The organism is Blautia sp. MSK17_66 (genome assembly GCF_020538025.1).
Lineage (GTDB): Bacteria > Bacillota > Clostridia > Lachnospirales > Lachnospiraceae > Blautia_A.
Window position 1 is genome coordinate 146,988 of record NZ_JAJBNQ010000002.1, and the last position, 16,303, is coordinate 163,290.

The window sequence follows — 16,303 nt, forward strand, 5'->3', positions numbered from 1 at the left end:
TTTCATCCCTTAGAATCACACCAAATTTAAGATCACAAGGAGGACTTTACAGATGAATAACACTGTTTTAGCTGCTATCTTCGATACTTATAACACTGGTGACTATCCTGAAGAGATCAGAAGCAGTATTGATGCAACTGTCGATTATTTCGTTACCGCCACACACAAGAAGACTTCACAGATTGACGATAAGATCATGTCACCGATCAGTCTTGTTGAAGCATGGTCATTTGAGCAGGGCTTTCATGCCTGCCTGAACATGATAAACGGTAACTTATTCAAGGAGGATCACAACCATGAAGAATCAGGAAATTGAAACATTTATGACCTATGAGGACTGGAAGAAACTGTATAAACACAACCTGAAGAAATACCTCAAGAACAAGATCAAATACTGTCTTCAGTGTCTTCTCTTCGGTTTGTTTATGGCAGCAGTCCCGATCGGAATGGTAGCTCACTGGTTACTGTTCGGTTATTAGGCTATAAATCCTGACAAGGTTTATAAATACATAATACATAGGAGGATCATACACATGAACATCACAAAAAGCATTGCAGATTTTGCAGCGAAGCAGATCTCTGATGTGAAGGATCAGAAGATAGATCCGGTCATTGCTTTTGGGTTAATCATTGGATATTTAAGAGGGTTGTCCGATTCCTGTCAGATTACACCGATTGAATACCATGCTTACCTGTATACATACAGTCTTGATCTGGCAAAACTTGCAAATCAGGAAACAAAGAAGGATGCTGAAGCACTTCAGACCTTGGAAAACTTAAAAGCAACAGCAAACAGACTTTTGAATGAAACGGGAGGAATAATAAATGTCTTGGATGAGATATAACAAAGAAACTAAAAAAACGCAAAAGGTATGTACACTGGTCAGTGATCTGGAAAAATTTGATTCCGTCGTTATGGATATCGAAACATGGAACGAAATCAACCAGTTTTCGGATAATGTACCGTGGGGAAGGGAATCTCGCATGAATACCTTCGTTGATGATCTTATTACTGCACTTGCATTTAAAGAGGCAGAAAATAACGAACCATTAAACGGTCAGCCGTGGAATTATATTCTTCATATTGAACTGAACGAAGACAAAGATACCGCCATTATCAGTATACAGAGAAGAACATCCTATGAATTCGTCCTCAAGAATCTTCCGATTCCACTGAAGAAATTATAACTGCTTCCGTCCTGCTGCTGCGGATCAGCCCAAGGCAGCAGGATTTACCAGCGGCAGAGAAAGGATTATTTTAATGAAAAAGTACTATGATGCAAAATGGGATCAGGAACCCTACGAAACCTGTGATCTATGGAGAAAGTCTTTGTACCGACTTATGAAGGACTTTTGTTTTTCCAAGAACGTTGCCATGCGGATCATACACGAAACTGAAAAGGAAGCTCTCCCCGGGGAATCCTGTAGTAGGGTATACCGAAGAGGCTGGAATAAATTCCGGTCAGTCTTCCTGAATATGTAGTAGTAAATCTGACGTATCACCAAAAAGTAGTAAAAGTTATGCTCCGATGGTACGTCAGATCAGTTTTTTTAAGTGTAATTTTAAAGGAGCCTTAGATTTACCACAGAAGAAAGGACTATACAGATGAACAAATACTTCGGTTACGTCAGGATCAGTACACCTCAACAGAATCTTCAGCGTCAGATTCGCAATATCCTTGCAGAATATCCACAAGCTGAGATTGTAGAAGAAATCTATACCGGAACAAAATTCCAAGGAAGGAAAGAATTTGACAAACTCATAAGGAAAGTTCATACAGGTGATACCATTATCTTCGATTCCGTCAGCAGAATGTCCCGTAACGCTGAAGAAGGTTTTTTCATGTACAATGAGCTTTTTGGCAAGGGAATCAACCTGATCTTCCTGAAGGAACCACATATCAATACAGATACCTATAAATCAGCTCTTCACGGTGGAATTCCTACAACCGGAACAAACATTGACTGTATTCTGGAAGGAATCAACAAATATCTCCTGTCTCTCGCCAAAGAACAGATCAGACTTGCATTCGAACAGTCCGAAAAGGAAGTTCAGGATCTCCGCCAACGGACTAAGGAAGGAATCCAGACCGCCAGATTATCCGGTAAACAGATTGGACAAGTCCATGGAAGCAAACTGACTACCAAGAAATCCGTCACTGCAAAAGAAATTATCCTGAAGCACAACAAAACTTTCGGCGGATCACTGAATGATGCGGAAACCATCACACAAACTGGTATTTCACGAAAGACTTTCTACAAATATAAAAAGGAACTGCTGCTTGAGACTGCAAGTTAATTTGTTGATTGTTCTGGCTTAATCAGATATAATACTGGTAACAACATTGAACGACTTAACTCTTGAAAGGAGTGTATAATATGGATTGGAATTTGAAGATTACAGATATGGCAGGTGCTACACCTGAACATTCCTCTGTTATTGTAAATTTTGTAGCAGCTATCCGACACCAGCTAAAAAACAGCACTTGTTATGTATATTCAGATAATGTCCAGTATCGTTTTAAAGATTCTGAAGGAAACAATAAGATCGTGATTCCTGATGCGTCTATAAACTGCCGTACAAAGTCCAGAAGGGGCAATACTTTTACGGATGCTCCGCGTTTCGTTATGGAAGTCTTATCTCCATCTACTGAAAATTATGATCGTACAGAAAAGATGGAATTATACTGCCAGCAGGAAATTGAGGAATACTGGATCGTTGACTGGCGAAAAAAGTCTGTAGAAATCTATGAATTGGACTATGAAAACGATATTCCGAAATATTATCTGTGGAAGACTATCACAGAAAAGAATAAAGATGAGCTGAAACTGCTGCATTTTCCTAACATTAAGATAACCTTCGATGAACTGTTTGAGGAAATTGATTATTAAGACATAAGATAATTCTATTGATAATCTGATCGTTTAGCAGCAGGATTTTCCATCTTCAAAAATTAGCACTTTTTCCCAAATAAAAAGTTGACGATTGTCCCTGAAGTTACAAGAGATTTTCGTCAACTTTTTTGATCCAAAAAAATCACGTTTCTGTTTTTTCCTAATTCCATATGAGATAAATTGCAAGTTTTTTTCTTGCATTTCTACTAGGATTCATCAGGGGTTCTTGCAGATTCTGCATTTTCCCAGTCACTATATCACTGATCGGTTATCGTACTGTTAATCGAGCCGAGTAAAGTGTTTCTTATTTCCTACTGTATTGGTATGTTAGTTTCAACATGGCAGCAGATGTGAAACCTGTGAAACTGTCCGATTACTCCTATCGTTCCGCTTATCGCAATTATTGGGGTATTCTCTAGTGATATTGGTGATCTGGGAAGGTATTCTGTAATGGTGTGTGTAACCGATTTCATAGTGCTAAAATTGTTGTGATTACTAGCATAATCGTGATTCTGGCTCTCTTGAGAGCTTATCGCAGCTGCCCGGTGGTGTGGTTTGTTGTGGGGTTGATACGATGTTACTGAAGATACGTTACATTAATATGTCCAACTCCAATCTTCATATTTTTCTTCATATGTTGTCCAATATGTCTTATACCACTTTGAGCCTTTTTTATAAACACTGTCACTACTCCAAGTATGACCTTCATATTGTTTTCCATCATATATAAACCTATAAAAAATAGTAAAATCTGTATAATCATACCACGTTACTCTACCATTTACATAAAACCTTAACGTTACAAGTTTTTTAGGATTAATTTTAATTGTTTTTCCACCTGACAGTCTTAAAGTTCTGTCATAGCTTTTATAATCTACATCAATTGCTTTAGCATTAGACGGACTAATATATACCGGTTTATTTCCCCAGTTTCTAACTTTTACAATAAAACAATTTTCTCTGGTGTCATACTTTGTTAATGCAGCTCCAAAATTAGGATTTTGATATACCACACTTACTTTACAAGTGTACTTCTTAGATCCAACTTTTGCTGTTATTACACATTTTCCCACAGCAATCGCCTTTATTTTACCGCTAGATGAAACTGTTGCTATCTTTTTATTTGAACTTGACCATTTTACTTTTTTATTATTATACATAATCTTCAAATTACCTGTTTGCCCTTTATTTAAAGTATATGCATAATAATTAATATACGGGGCTGGTGTCGATACCATCACTGTACATCTAATTTTTCTACCATTCTCTAATGTGCCCGTTAGTACAGTTTTACCTTTATTTTTTGCTACGATATAACATGTACTATCTATCGTAGCAACTTTAGGATTACTTGACTTCCATTCAACATATGGAAAACTTTTATACGGAGATCTAGACTTAAAATTTAATTGTTTTACATCCCCTATTTTCATCTTATAAGTTGAAGGAATAACTAAATTTGTCGAAATTCCATTATATTTTTCTATCCGGTATTTTATTTTATATATTTTTGAATAATCCGCATTATCAACAACTATTTCTAGTTTATTAGAATCATAATACTCATCACCGAAGAAAATATATCCCGCCTCATTTTTCCCCAAAGAATATGATATTATATCTGCTGAATCATCATATCCGCTTATTGTTCGTGCTGATAATTTTATCGGTTTTTTACAATACTCATTATAATACGAATAATAAAGTGATACTTCGCAATAAGCTAAATAAACACTATTTCCATCATAATTGTTAATTCTTAGAAGCCCTTTTTCCTCCCCTGAATCAACAACTATTGACCCACTTTTTACTATTTCAGCACCTTTAAATAACGTTTCTGCTGACACTTTTTTTGTCACAGTAAACATCATTAAAAGCAAAAAAATTATACTGCCAATCCATTTTATCTTGTTCTTCTTCATCCTTTTATTCTCCACTTAATATTTGGGGCTTTTCTCTCCCACTTCTATTTTATCCCTAAACCTTCAGCAACCATTTTTACGATCTTGTTGTCTGTATCATCAGAAGTGTTCTCTGAGATAAATTTCTGCAACGCTGCTTTGGTCTTGTTACCTGCGATTCCATCTGGTGTGCCGCAATCATAGCCTTTCTGGTTCAGAACATCCTGCACAATCTTTATCAGATCTTTAGATATTGCTACACTGCTGCCAGAACTCAGCTGTACCGTATTAGAAGATGCTGCCGCCGCTGTACTTGCAGCTGATGAAGTAGCCCCACCGTCTTTAAAAGAAAATCCTACAACACTCCCTGATGAAACATTAACAGTTTCAGCACTAGAAGACGAAGATGTACTATAAGGACATACACCGCCACTATGCAGATGTGCTGGATAACCACCACAATGATAATGATATGATCCCAGACCACTTACATTCTTATTATCATGGTGTCCTCCGCTTGCATCGGTTCTTCCTGAATGTGCCTGTACATTCCCCGGAACAGCACTAAAGATAAGCATTCCTGACATAGCGTAAACAGATAATCTCTTTGCCAATTTGCTCATACGCTTTTATCCTCCGTAAAATGATTTTTGTGTTACTTTTTACTCAATTCAGTTTCCAACTGACTAATCAATTCTTCATCAATCATTCCATCTTCCGGTTCATAGCCGTACATTTGTTGAAATCGTTTAATGGATTTTACAGTACGTTTCCCAGAAATGCCATCTGCTTTACCGCAATAAAAGCCAATATCATTTAATAACTGCTGTGTTTTCTGAACTGTCATCTGATCTACTGCTTTATTTCTTGTTTCTGCTTCATTTAAAGAATCCATTGCCGCGGTATCTACACGCATACCCTCAACATCACCAAATGGCAAGCTATAATAATCGGACAATTCAACTATCACATATGCTCGATTATAATACCCTGAGTTAAATTTATTGAGAAACTTATTAATATCCTGTGTATCATCCCAAATTTTCTTTGCATTATATTGTTTGTTCAATCCATTAATATACTGATTACATAAATATTGTATATTCAGATCTGTAAACACTGCGTTTTTATACTTCTCATAAAAATCACGTTCTGATTCCGCACATTCTTCATCATATGAAACAGTTTCTTCTGATGTCATTGTATTTAATTCAGCAACTGTATATTTGTCCGCGATAACACCTCTTGCATTATACGAATTCACAATATCCGTCTTAAATTCTTCTTCGTTCATCTGAACGGTCTTGTCTTTACTTTCATCTTCTACTTCTGCTGTATTCTCTTCATTAGTAGAAGTATCTTCCGACCCATCTTCCACAGTAGCCTTCAATTTCTCATACTCAAGCTGTAATTTCAAATACTCAACCTTCAGTTCTTCCAGTGTCATATCATCAATGTCTTTTTCTGTTGCAGCAGGAACATTGATACTTAAAGCACAACTCAAAGCTACTGCCAATATAGCAATTTTCTTTTTCATCATCCTACCCCCGTAGTTTTTATTTAATAAAAAGCACCACTCCCCATACTTTCTAGGAAAGTGACGCATTCTATTATCTTGTTCTCTCTGTTTCTTATTACAATCTCCTGCCAATCACTTACTTATCATCCTGTAGATTCTTCTCCCGGTTTCCCGGCATTATCCATATTCAGTTTTTGGCATTCGATTTCACACACATTTCACACACATTTCACAATTTCGTTATACCGAATTATACGCTTCTTGTGCATAATTGTAAATATGTAGAACGAAATATTCTTATTTTCGATAGTCCGCAAATGAAATTATTTTCGATCCGCTAGTTTTTGCTCTGCCTCTCTTAGTTTTTCTTGGCTCTTTGTAGCTACTGTTTTTCCCCTTCTCAGCTTGCCGCTCTTCTCTTTTTCGATCACGTTCTTCAAGTTTACTCTGCTCTCTTCGTTTTCTTCCTTCATACATATTCTGTATATGCTCCAATTCTTTCGGATTCTTCAGTTCACCAAAAACATCGTAGCACTGAGCATATATATCTGTACTTTCTTTCATTTCAAATTTCTCGTAAAATGTCTTTTTGTTCTTCTCATATTCTGCAATGATCTGTTCATGCTGTTTATGCGTCTTATATTCTTCTGTCTGCTGAAAGCTCTTTTGTATTGCCTCTTCAAACACCTGAAGTTTTTCGACAAACAACACTGCAATGCTCTCGTCAGAAACCTTGAGCTTTTTTGCTGCTCTTTGTATTCCCACAGCTATTTTGTCAGGATCTATACATCCTTCTGCCAAGTCATAATAGTTAAACGTTCCAATAACTGCCTGTATCTTCTTGATTTTCCCACCTTCCCGATAACTTTTATGCACTGTAACCTTGTATGCTTTTTTCACTGAGCGTTCAAAGCATTCTTCGCTGAAACGATACCTCCACCAAGTAGTCTCTACTCTATCCAATATCATCTTTGTTTCAGGATATACCTCAAGTCTTTTAGGATAACCTCTCTTATTCTGTTTTTTTACTGGAAGTTCCTGTACTACACAAAACAGTTTTATCATCCCCTGTGCGTTTTATTTGATTTCATCCTATTCCTTAAGCGTAAATCTGTCAATCTATATTCTACCAGCACCTACACCTACTCTTCCACCTCAGATCCGTACCTTTAACTCTTCTCTTCATCCTGAGTTCGGAAATCTTCGTACTCTTACTATTGATGGAGAACCGTGGTTTGTGGGTAAGGATGTTGCAGAAGCATTGGGATATGCAAATCCTAAAAATGCAGTTCCAAAACACGTTAGCGAAGAAGATAAGCTGCGTACCCAAATCGAGTACGCAGGTCAGATGAGATCTATAACCATTATCAACGAATCCGGTCTTTACTCTCTCATCCTCGGCAGCAAACTTGAGAAAGCTAAAAACAATGACAAGTAACACAAGTAAAATCGCAGCAACAATCACACCGGAGCAGGTAACAGAAGAAATTCAATCTGCCAACTCAACTACCTCCACCGCTCTTTCACTTCTCCGTGAAGAAGAATTTCTTGATAAAACCGTCAGAGTATTCGGAACACCAGAAAATCCATTATTCCTGGCTAGAGATGTCGCGGAGTGGATTGATTATAGTAAGCGTCCAGATGGAAGTTATAAAATGGATGTGTTCTTAAAAAATGTAGATGTGAAAGAAAAAATAAAGATCTTCAACCCCGCCTACAATAAAGACGGTGTACTCCAGATCAATACAGAATACTGGTTTCTCACCGAGAACGGTCTCTACGAAGTACTGATGCTCTCCTGTAAGCCGAAAGCCAGACAATTTAAAATCAAGATCAAGTAGATTCCAAGAAGTGCAACTAATCCCCCTCTACACCTTATATTCTCTCCTAGAAGCGTTTCTATACTTTTCTGGCTAAAAATTCTCCATCTATTGGCATAGAACCGATTTTAGGGCAAAATACAAAGTCATTCGTAAAGACATATACCGGATCATCATTCCTGCTGCCGGGTTTGCTGATCCATCCATTCCGGGACTGTCTGATCCAAAATAAAAAGTAAAAAAAGGCTCATAAACCATCAGCATTCTTCCACTGATAATCTATGAGCCTATGTCTGTATTGTGTAATAGCATTTTTTCATTTATTTTATCCTGTTATAACCTTCTACTATCTGGCAAGTGTAGAAGAGTCTCCTTTCTTCGATCTTTGATTACTTTTTTGATTACTATTGTAAATTCATTTCCTAAAACCCCATTAAAATCAATACTTCTATGATTTTAATGTCTGCCGTGAGGTCGCAGGTTCAAATCCTGTTGCCCCGATTTGATATTGCAGAAGCAAAAATCCCGGAGTCATCAGACTCCGGGATTTTTTATTACCTTTATTACCTTTTTTGAAACCTAATTCAATATTTTTATTATACATTTACTCAAATATTTCTGCTAATGTCATAGAAATTTTCAGAAAGTCTTTTAGCACTCCTTAATCAGCTTATTTTATTTTGACATTTCTGACATTGCTCCATTTGGAGTACCAGTAATTACTGCCTACCTTTTTGTAGGTCCGGACTCTCACATAGTATTTTCTTTTACTCTTAAGTCCTTTGAAGGTATAGCGTGTTGCTTTTGTATTTTTGGTTTTGGCACCGGAAAATTTCGCATTTGTCGCATACTGGATCTGATATCCTGTATTGCCCGCCGTTTTTTTCCACGTTACCTGAAGTTGTCCTTTTCGAGAACTCTTGGCTGAAGAAAGGGTTGTTTTCTGTAAATTAATGCGGAAAGTTGTTTTGCCGGAATACTTTTTATAATTACCCTTGCCCTGAATGGTAATCATTGCAGTTCCTACAGCCGTATTGTTTTTATAGGATACTGTATAATATTTGCCGGAAATCTTTTTGTTTCCTGCGTAGACTGTTACAGCCGGTTTCTGTGCTTTTCCGTTATATGTGACTGCTGATTTTGAAAACACTACTTTGAAATTATAACTTTTAAGTTTTGGAATACTCCTGAATTCCAGATTTTACAAAATGTTTTTTACACAATAAAAGAGCACTCGTTTTCAGAATGCTCTTTCTTTACAGTTTTTTATTCTGTTTTTTTCACTGGTATTATGTTTCTTACTATATCTGTATGGCTGTATCCGTCATAACGCGTTTTTATATTGGTAAAGGTAAGCTTCGCCGTTTTGTTTTCTCCGTCCAGGACTGCAATTCCGTCTTTTCCTGTAATCTGCACATTTGAGGTATCGGTAGTAACATCCTGGAATCTATAGCGCAATGTCTCTTTTTCACTGATCGTATATCTGCCAAGTGGAATCCTGGAAATCGTACAGCTCAGAATCGCATAGTCATCTTGTTTATTATAATTTCCCTTCTCAAATTCTACATAATTTTCATAACTATGTTCCATCCCTCTCTGATCTTTTCCGGTTATTATAAAACGAAAAACCGGATTTCCATGTGCCCAGATAATATCCTTTTCCAGAATCTTCTTTGTCACTGTAATCTCACCATATGGAAGTCGGGCAAGTGTATTCTCTGCTTTTAGTGTAAAATCCTGTTCCATATCCAAAATGGAAATATCTTTTTTCCATCCACCTATATATCCTGCAGGTGCCTGTGTCTCAACAAGTCTGAACTTACCTTTGTTCTGTCCGGTATACTGCAGTTTTTTGCTATATGTTTTTGTTTTCTTCGAATATGAAAACTTCTGTCCTGCAGATGTATAATTCTTCTTCTGTTCGTTCCATTCATACACTTCAAACACCGCATCTGACAGGATTATGTTTGCATCGGCTGCGTCTGTCTTTTGAATACTGCAGTTTCTTTCGATGCTGCCTCTCACCCACGATACATTCGTTTTTTGGACATCTGTCATCCTGGAAGATTCCAGCCGCCTCTCAGCCTGATTTGAAATATGATAATACATTCCGTCTTTATAATGTCCATGACCGGCAACTACTCTGTCAGCCTTCACCTTGACATGAATCCTGAAATAATATGTCACATTGTTGCACATCGCATCTGACTTAAGGAAACTGTCCGCAGCTGTAAATTTTACTGTATTCTGTGCATTGCTGACCGTAAACCGCTGTGTAACATCATTTCCGAGTGCGGTCTTTACAGAAGCACTCCTGTATTCCAGACAGGAATCCAGTTTATCTGTAAGCTCAAATTTTTTATAATCTCCCGGAAGGACTGTCTGTGCTATCACATAATCAAATTCTCTGTTCTTTGGAATATGATAGGGTTTTTCCTCCGCTGTATCTGATTCTGATTCATGACGTGTCATATCACTGTAAGCGGCATTCGTATTGCCGACTTTTTTCTCCGGTTTTTCATTTGGCTCATACGTTCCGACTGTCTGTGCTCCTGACATAAAAAATGCAGTATAAGGATTAACACCATTCAGTCCAGCCTCTCCTGCAAGCCAGTTTAAGGTGAAAGATTTGTTAAAATCCACATGGCACCATCCTTTGACATCATCAATCTCTGTTGCCACCCCTTCCGGTGCACGCACTTCTGTGTATGCGCCACCATTACTTGTAGTTCCTGTCGTAGCCTGCAGATGCTTATATCCACTTCGGATATACATGGCATCCACACCCCAGCCATCATATACACGAAAGCCCTGTCCACCGTCGAGATCCATCATTGTCACATGTCCCTTCGGATAAATCTGACTTCCTGTTGCATGATCAAAGAACTCAAATTTAAAGCGTACACTTCCTGCAGAAACCGTTGAAAAAGCAATTCTGTCATTATAAAATAAGACACAGGGAGAAATTACTGTATCATCCACGCCTATATGAGAATAGCTCACCGCTCCCCATTCCGGTACAGTGATCCGAAGATCCACGATCTTTCCTTTATATTCTCCTACATTTGTATATTTTACAGAAATTTTACCCTTCTGATCTGCATTCTGAATGCTGCATGCAGAAAATGTATTTTTATAATTCGTCATTCCTTTTTGGGACCAGCCAAACTGTGCATCCAGTTTAGATGGAAGATTCGCAGAAGCTCCGCGCACTTCCGTCAGCTTTGTCACTCCTTTGCGAAACGCATATGCAAATGCATATTCCGCCCGCATTTTGTAGTTTTCCGCCACTGCCTTTACAGCTACGGTTCTTGCGGCTGCAGCGACATCTTCTGTCTCTTTGCCATCTGTAAAAACATCTGCTTCTTCTGCTGTTTCCTCATGATCCTTTTCAAATTCAGCCCGCAGAAGAACCTGTCCCTGGGGCATAAAAAACTCATATTCCTGATTTTCTCCCAGAGTTACAGAAATATTTTCTCCTTCACTTTCTGCCATTACTTCTCTGCATTCATACCCGTCAAAAGGCTGAATATAAAATCCTACGATTTCTCCTGCCTGAAAAGTATGCTCCTGCTCCTGTAACTGCTGCAATTCTTCTTCACTCAGATCTGTTTTACTGTTTTTCTCCAGATTAAGAAGATCCGCTTCAAACACGATCACACCCTGATCAGCACTGGTTATTACCTCAAAATACTCCTCAGCAGAATCCTGTTCAAAGTCTGTCTCCGGTGATTCTTCAAATTCACCGCTGTCACCTTCTGAAAATTCCGGTTCCTGTGCTTCTATTGGAATTTCTTCCTCTTCTGTCTCATCCTGAAATGTTTCCTGCGGCTCTCCTGAAAGTTCCATATCTGAAGCGGCAGAGATTCCTGTCACGGCAGAAACTGCGAGCAGCACAGCAAAAACGCCGGAAATCACCCTTTTTTTCATGTTCGCCTGCCTCCTTTCCATGTTTTGACCATGAGCAGCAGACCACCGGAAGCTATAAGAAGTGCGAAAAGAAAACCTGGACTTGATAAATCACCGGTTTTAACATGAGCTTTTTTCCGATCTTCGACATCTTTTGCTACTGTTGTTCTGCCGGAGTATTCTTTTTTTCCGGAAGTTTCTTCTGTGTCAGGGACGACTTCCTTTACCTTCTCATTGACCGTGAAGATCCAGGTAACGTCTGCTGATTTCTGTGCCATTCGGTTATCCCACTCCGTGGGAATCTCCAGACGAAATTTCATATTTCCGGTTTGCCCGGATGCAAACCTTCCAAGTGATCTGTTTTTTTCAAGTCCTGCTGATTCCAGATTTCCTCTGTACAGGATCTCATTTCCCATTGCTACCGTAAGCTTCACATCCTTAAGCATAGCTCTCATCTCTTCGCTTCTGCCCTTCACGCTGGTGCGAAACAGAAGCTCTGCCGGATCATCCGTAGTATTCGACAGGGTGATCGTATCTGTAAGAACATCTCCTGGCATTGCAGTTCCGAGATTTGTAAAAAAATCTCCCGGTACAGCCAATAGTTTATGTGCTTTTCCATTAAATTCTACCGTCAGCTTTGTCTGCGGTTTCTTACAGGTCATTGTTCCGTTTTCTTCGTGAATACACTGCCGGATCAGCTGATTTCCCCAGGGTGACATTGCCGCAAAATCCGGTGTGAAATTTGCTGCCTGAATTGCCTCTGCCTGAATGACCATTCCCAGCTTCTGAAGCTCATGCTCCTTTTCCCAGGAAGCTGGAATGTGTACACTCTGAAACAGGTCGACAGATTCTCTCTTCTTCAGAATACTTGTATAATAGTAGTATTCACCACGTCGGATCCATTTGGCAGGAAAACCTGAAAGGTTTGTGTCATTCAGACCTTCCAGTTCCTTCACCGAATTTGTATACAGGATCCTGGCACGCACCCAGCATGGAAGTGCATGATTTGTGATTCTGGGAATTTTGGATATCACGGCACCCGGAAGGATCTCGCCGGTGTTGCTGTAAGGAACTTCCTTTGTCCCTTTTTTTTCATATTCTTCCATACTGATCTTAATATCTCCCACCGAAATGTGATTCACGACCTGTAAAGTATCCGAGAAATACCCATATGTCCCTGACACACACAGAAGACCCAGAAAGAGAATTCCTGCTGTTGTCTTTATTCTTTTTCTCATCGCTTCTCTCTCCTTTATGTACGGTAATATTCCCATGCACTTTTGTAATCTCCGAATCCGGCTGCCTGCACCGATTCTTCATAAATCTGTACTTCAAAGGTGTCGATCTGATCCAGATAGGTCTTTTCCAGTTTTGATGCATCTATAAAGATCCCGGAAAAAAGTGGTGTCGTCTTTTCGCCTTCTCTGAGGATTTTTTTATAATAATAAAATCCATCCTCTGCCTCCAGCCAATTCGTCCTGTCTAGCTGTTTCAGTACTGCCGCCCTTCCTATATCCGAATTGGAATAACCAACAGAAACTCTTATATAACAGTCGACAAGAGCGGCTTCTCCCTGCCCGTTTACAATCCTTACCTCTTTTGGAATATCAGAATTTTCGTCTTCCGGAATTGGTGACGGTATAGGGAAATCTTCCTCGATTGTCGTGGTATTCTTACCGATCCCAATTGTATTTACCATCTGGTCATGTGAGGTCAGATACGCATTTGTACCTCCAATCCCCAAAACAAATCCCAGTAATACTGCTCCTGCCATTGCCAGTCTCTTCCTGTTTTTCATGCCCTTTACCTGCTTTCTTTTTTGTCATTTTATGGTGTGACACCACCTTCTTTATCTTTGTTCTGATTTACATATTTTTCATAAGCTGCTTTGGCCTGATCGGTCACACTTCCCGAATCACCTCCGGTATAAGAAGTCTGGATCGCATATGCTCTGATCGGTATGTTCAGTTTCTGTTCATCCAACTGTCCCTCAATGAGGTTGATAAATTTCACGGAATCGAACAAAGCATCTGTTGTCTGTTCCGGTTTCAGAATCTGATTATATGCATAGACATAAATCTGATCCTCTCCAGCCTTTCTGGAACTTAATTTCGTCCAGGACGACGAAGCCTGAAAAGAAAACAGCTCCTGATTTTTCAGATCCAGTCTTGTGCCATCTTCCGCTGCGGTCTCCACATCTGCCATTGGAACGGCCACTTCCAGATACACGAATGCATCATTTACTCCTGTGTTTTTGATCTGAGGATCTTTTTTTACTTCTTTACCAGGTTCAATCTTCGTCTGCTCTTCCTGATCAAATCCCGGTTCTTCCAGATCGATAGAAACTTTTCCCACTGTAAACTGATTATCCGCCTTATCAAAATCCGTCAGATACGCGGATATTCCGCCAACGGATGCCAGGCATAAAATGCCCGCCGCAAGTCCTGCTTTTTTAAGATTTCTCTTCTTGTCTTCTTTCATATTGAATTCTCCTTTCTGTCAGTTCATTTTGGATAAAGAAAAAAATTTCCTGACCGATCATTACTGTCAGTATGGCCAGAATTGTTCTCTGCTTCATAAAAGTCACCAGATATCCGACAAACGGTATGCTAAATATCACTGTTCCCAGCACCTGCTCTGCCTCTACCGGCAGCGGATCTTCGCCTTCGTTTGCATCTCCTTTTGTGATCAGAACTGTTCCTTCTCTTCTCACGACACGATGTGTTATCCGTACATCACGCAGGCGGTAAGTGATAATATCTCCTGTTTGCGGTTCTCGCCTTCTGGTATCTGTAAACACCAGACCTCCTGTCCTGATCCCCGGTTCCATAGAGCCCGACAGGACCACATCTGTGGAAATTCCTGTCCTTGAAAGAATCAAAAACAGCAGGCCTGCAATTCCAAACAGGGTTAGAAAAAGACGCCCTGCCCTTTCTGCTGTTTTCATAGATCTGCCTTTCTTTTTTATATAAAATTTTCAGTCTGTCAAAATTCATGAATTTAAACCAAAAATGGATTTTTGAAGAAACTCTTTAGAAGAAGAGTCCCGGCAGAGAGGTCTGCCTTGTGTAAGATGGTCTTATCATACTCTGCGATACCTTGAAAGTCAATCAGATTCGTTCCTCTTATTTCGGCAAAAAAAGACGCACCCAAAAGGGTGCGCCCACTAAAATACAACAGATTTATTTAGTTGTTGATAAGTTTGTCTTCGCCATTCCAGCTGTACAGTTTACGGATTTCCTCGCCAACTTTTTCTGACGGATGCTCGGAAGCAAGCTTTCTCATTGCTTTGAAGTGAACCTGTTTTCCGGCGTCAGACATATCAAGCAGGAATTCTTTTGCAAAAGTACCATCCTGGATGTCTGTAAGAATCTGTTTCATAGCTTTCTTTGTTTCTGCTGTAACGATCTTCGGTCCTGTGATGTAATCGCCATATTCAGCAGTGTTGGAGATGGAATATCTCATTCCTGCGAATCCTGACTGATAGATCAGGTCAACGATCAGTTTCATCTCATGGATGCATTCGAAGTATGCATTTCTCGGGTCATATCCAGCTTCGCAGAGAGTTTCGAAACCTGCCTGCATCAGTGCAACAACTCCACCACAGAGAACTGCCTGCTCTCCGAAGAGGTCTGTCTCTGTCTCTGTACGGAATGTTGTCTCAAGAAGACCAGCTCTTGCTCCGCCAATTGCAAGACCATAAGCAAGTGCTTTGTCAAGAGCTTTGCCTGTGTAATCCTGCTCTACAGCTACCAGACATGGAGTTCCTTTTCCAGCCTGATATTCGCTTCTTACTGTATGTCCCGGTGCTTTTGGTGCGATCATAGTAACATCTACGTTCTTTGGTGGAACGATGCATCCGAAATGAATGTTGAAACCATGAGCAAACATCAGCATGTTACCTTCTTCAAGGTTTGGCTCGATGTCGTCTTTGTAAAGTTTAGCCTGTTTCTCATCATTGATCAGGATCATGATGATGTCAGCCTGTTTTGCTGCTTCTGCTGCTGTATATACTTTAAAGCCCTGCTCTTCGGCTTTCTTCCAGGACTTGCTTCCCTCATACAGACCCACAATGACATTACATCCTGATTCCTTTAAGTTCAGTGCATGTGCATGTCCCTGGCTGCCATAACCGATAATCGCAATGGTCTTACCATCCAGTAATCCTAAATTACAGTCTTCCTGGTAAAAAATCCTGTTTGCCATCTTTGTTTCCTCCTAAGCTATTTGTAAATTTTTTCATAATTTATCGTTAAGGG

Annotated in this window: 19 protein-coding genes; 8 read left to right on the forward strand and 11 right to left on the reverse strand. The window is 39.4% G+C overall.

Annotated features, from left to right (window positions below; genetic code table 11):
- Positions 1-52: 52 nt before the first annotated feature.
- The 6 genes from LIR34_RS01980 (at position 53) to LIR34_RS02005 (ending at position 2,892) form a co-directional block, all read left to right on the forward strand.
- Positions 53-316, forward strand: a complete 264-nt coding sequence (locus LIR34_RS01980; RefSeq protein ID WP_173901668.1) for a hypothetical protein — start codon at positions 53-55, stop codon at positions 314-316.
- Positions 297-479, forward strand: a complete 183-nt coding sequence (locus LIR34_RS01985) for a hypothetical protein (protein ID WP_173901667.1) — start codon at positions 297-299, stop codon at positions 477-479. Before LIR34_RS01980 ends, LIR34_RS01985 begins: the two co-directional genes overlap by 20 nt.
- A 54-nt stretch (positions 480-533) precedes the next feature.
- Entirely contained in the window at positions 534-845 is a 312-nt protein-coding gene (locus LIR34_RS01990) for a hypothetical protein (protein ID WP_173901666.1), read from the forward strand.
- Complete coding sequence (locus LIR34_RS01995) at positions 826-1,188, forward strand: hypothetical protein (RefSeq protein ID WP_173901665.1); 363 nt, start codon at positions 826-828, stop codon at positions 1,186-1,188. The genes LIR34_RS01990 and LIR34_RS01995 overlap by 20 nt, the downstream gene beginning before the upstream one ends.
- 418 nt (positions 1,189-1,606) lie before the next feature.
- Positions 1,607-2,299, forward strand: coding sequence for a recombinase family protein (locus LIR34_RS02000; RefSeq protein WP_173901664.1), 693 nt, complete (start codon positions 1,607-1,609; stop codon positions 2,297-2,299).
- A gap of 80 nt (positions 2,300-2,379) precedes the next feature.
- Positions 2,380-2,892: a Uma2 family endonuclease gene (locus tag LIR34_RS02005; protein WP_173901663.1), complete on the forward strand. Its 513-nt coding sequence runs from the start codon at positions 2,380-2,382 to the stop codon at positions 2,890-2,892.
- A 599-nt stretch (positions 2,893-3,491) separates the two neighbouring features.
- Here LIR34_RS02005 and LIR34_RS02010 read toward each other — a convergent pair.
- From LIR34_RS02010 to LIR34_RS02025, 4 genes are all read right to left on the reverse strand, one after another.
- Positions 3,492-4,817 carry an Ig-like domain-containing protein gene (locus LIR34_RS02010; protein ID WP_180211166.1) on the reverse strand — a complete coding sequence of 442 codons (1,326 nt, stop codon included), beginning with the start codon at positions 4,815-4,817 and terminating at the stop codon, positions 3,492-3,494.
- Between the two features lie 44 nt (positions 4,818-4,861).
- Complete coding sequence (locus tag LIR34_RS02015; RefSeq protein WP_334297680.1) at positions 4,862-5,383, reverse strand: YHYH domain-containing protein; 522 nt, start codon at positions 5,381-5,383, stop codon at positions 4,862-4,864.
- Between the two features lie 68 nt (positions 5,384-5,451).
- On the reverse strand, positions 5,452-6,336 hold the full coding sequence (locus tag LIR34_RS02020) for a peptidoglycan-binding domain-containing protein (protein WP_173901661.1): 885 nt from the start codon (positions 6,334-6,336) through the stop codon (positions 5,452-5,454).
- 276 nt (positions 6,337-6,612) lie between these two features.
- A complete protein-coding gene (locus tag LIR34_RS02025) occupies positions 6,613-7,284 on the reverse strand; it encodes a hypothetical protein (protein WP_173901660.1) in 672 nt (223 codons plus the stop codon).
- A gap of 112 nt (positions 7,285-7,396) precedes the next feature.
- Between LIR34_RS02025 and LIR34_RS02030 the strand changes: the two genes are divergently transcribed.
- Together LIR34_RS02030 and LIR34_RS02035 are read left to right on the forward strand one after the other, a co-directional pair.
- Entirely contained in the window at positions 7,397-7,753 is a 357-nt protein-coding gene (locus tag LIR34_RS02030) for a BRO-N domain-containing protein (protein ID WP_244092138.1), read from the forward strand.
- The gene (locus tag LIR34_RS02035; protein ID WP_173901659.1) at positions 7,743-8,156 is read left to right on the forward strand and encodes a BRO-N domain-containing protein; all 414 of its coding nucleotides are present in this window, start codon (positions 7,743-7,745) and stop codon (positions 8,154-8,156) included. Before LIR34_RS02030 ends, LIR34_RS02035 begins: the two co-directional genes overlap by 11 nt.
- A 649-nt stretch (positions 8,157-8,805) precedes the next feature.
- Here the strand turns inward: LIR34_RS02035 and LIR34_RS02040 are convergent.
- The 7 genes from LIR34_RS02040 to ilvC form a co-directional block, all read right to left on the reverse strand.
- Positions 8,806-9,285 (reverse strand): fibronectin type III domain-containing protein, encoded by a 480-nt coding sequence (locus LIR34_RS02040; protein WP_173901658.1) that lies wholly within the window; start codon positions 9,283-9,285, stop codon positions 8,806-8,808.
- Between the two features lie 116 nt (positions 9,286-9,401).
- Positions 9,402-12,065 carry an isopeptide-forming domain-containing fimbrial protein gene (locus LIR34_RS02045; protein ID WP_173901657.1) on the reverse strand — a complete coding sequence of 888 codons (2,664 nt, stop codon included), beginning with the start codon at positions 12,063-12,065 and terminating at the stop codon, positions 9,402-9,404.
- Positions 12,062-13,282, reverse strand: a complete 1,221-nt coding sequence (locus LIR34_RS02050; protein ID WP_173901656.1) for a hypothetical protein — start codon at positions 13,280-13,282, stop codon at positions 12,062-12,064. Before LIR34_RS02050 ends, LIR34_RS02045 begins: the two co-directional genes overlap by 4 nt.
- A gap of 14 nt (positions 13,283-13,296) precedes the next feature.
- Positions 13,297-13,842 carry a hypothetical protein gene (locus tag LIR34_RS02055; protein WP_173901655.1) on the reverse strand — a complete coding sequence of 182 codons (546 nt, stop codon included), beginning with the start codon at positions 13,840-13,842 and terminating at the stop codon, positions 13,297-13,299.
- Positions 13,843-13,871: 29 nt separating this feature from the next.
- Positions 13,872-14,525, reverse strand: coding sequence for a TasA family protein (locus tag LIR34_RS02060; protein WP_161286027.1), 654 nt, complete (start codon positions 14,523-14,525; stop codon positions 13,872-13,874).
- Positions 14,497-14,991, reverse strand: coding sequence for a signal peptidase I (locus tag LIR34_RS02065; RefSeq protein WP_173901654.1), 495 nt, complete (start codon positions 14,989-14,991; stop codon positions 14,497-14,499). The genes LIR34_RS02060 and LIR34_RS02065 overlap by 29 nt, the downstream gene beginning before the upstream one ends.
- A 239-nt stretch (positions 14,992-15,230) precedes the next feature.
- On the reverse strand, positions 15,231-16,250 hold the full coding sequence (gene ilvC / locus LIR34_RS02070; RefSeq protein WP_161286029.1) for a ketol-acid reductoisomerase: 1,020 nt from the start codon (positions 16,248-16,250) through the stop codon (positions 15,231-15,233).
- Positions 16,251-16,303: the final 53 nt, after the last annotated feature.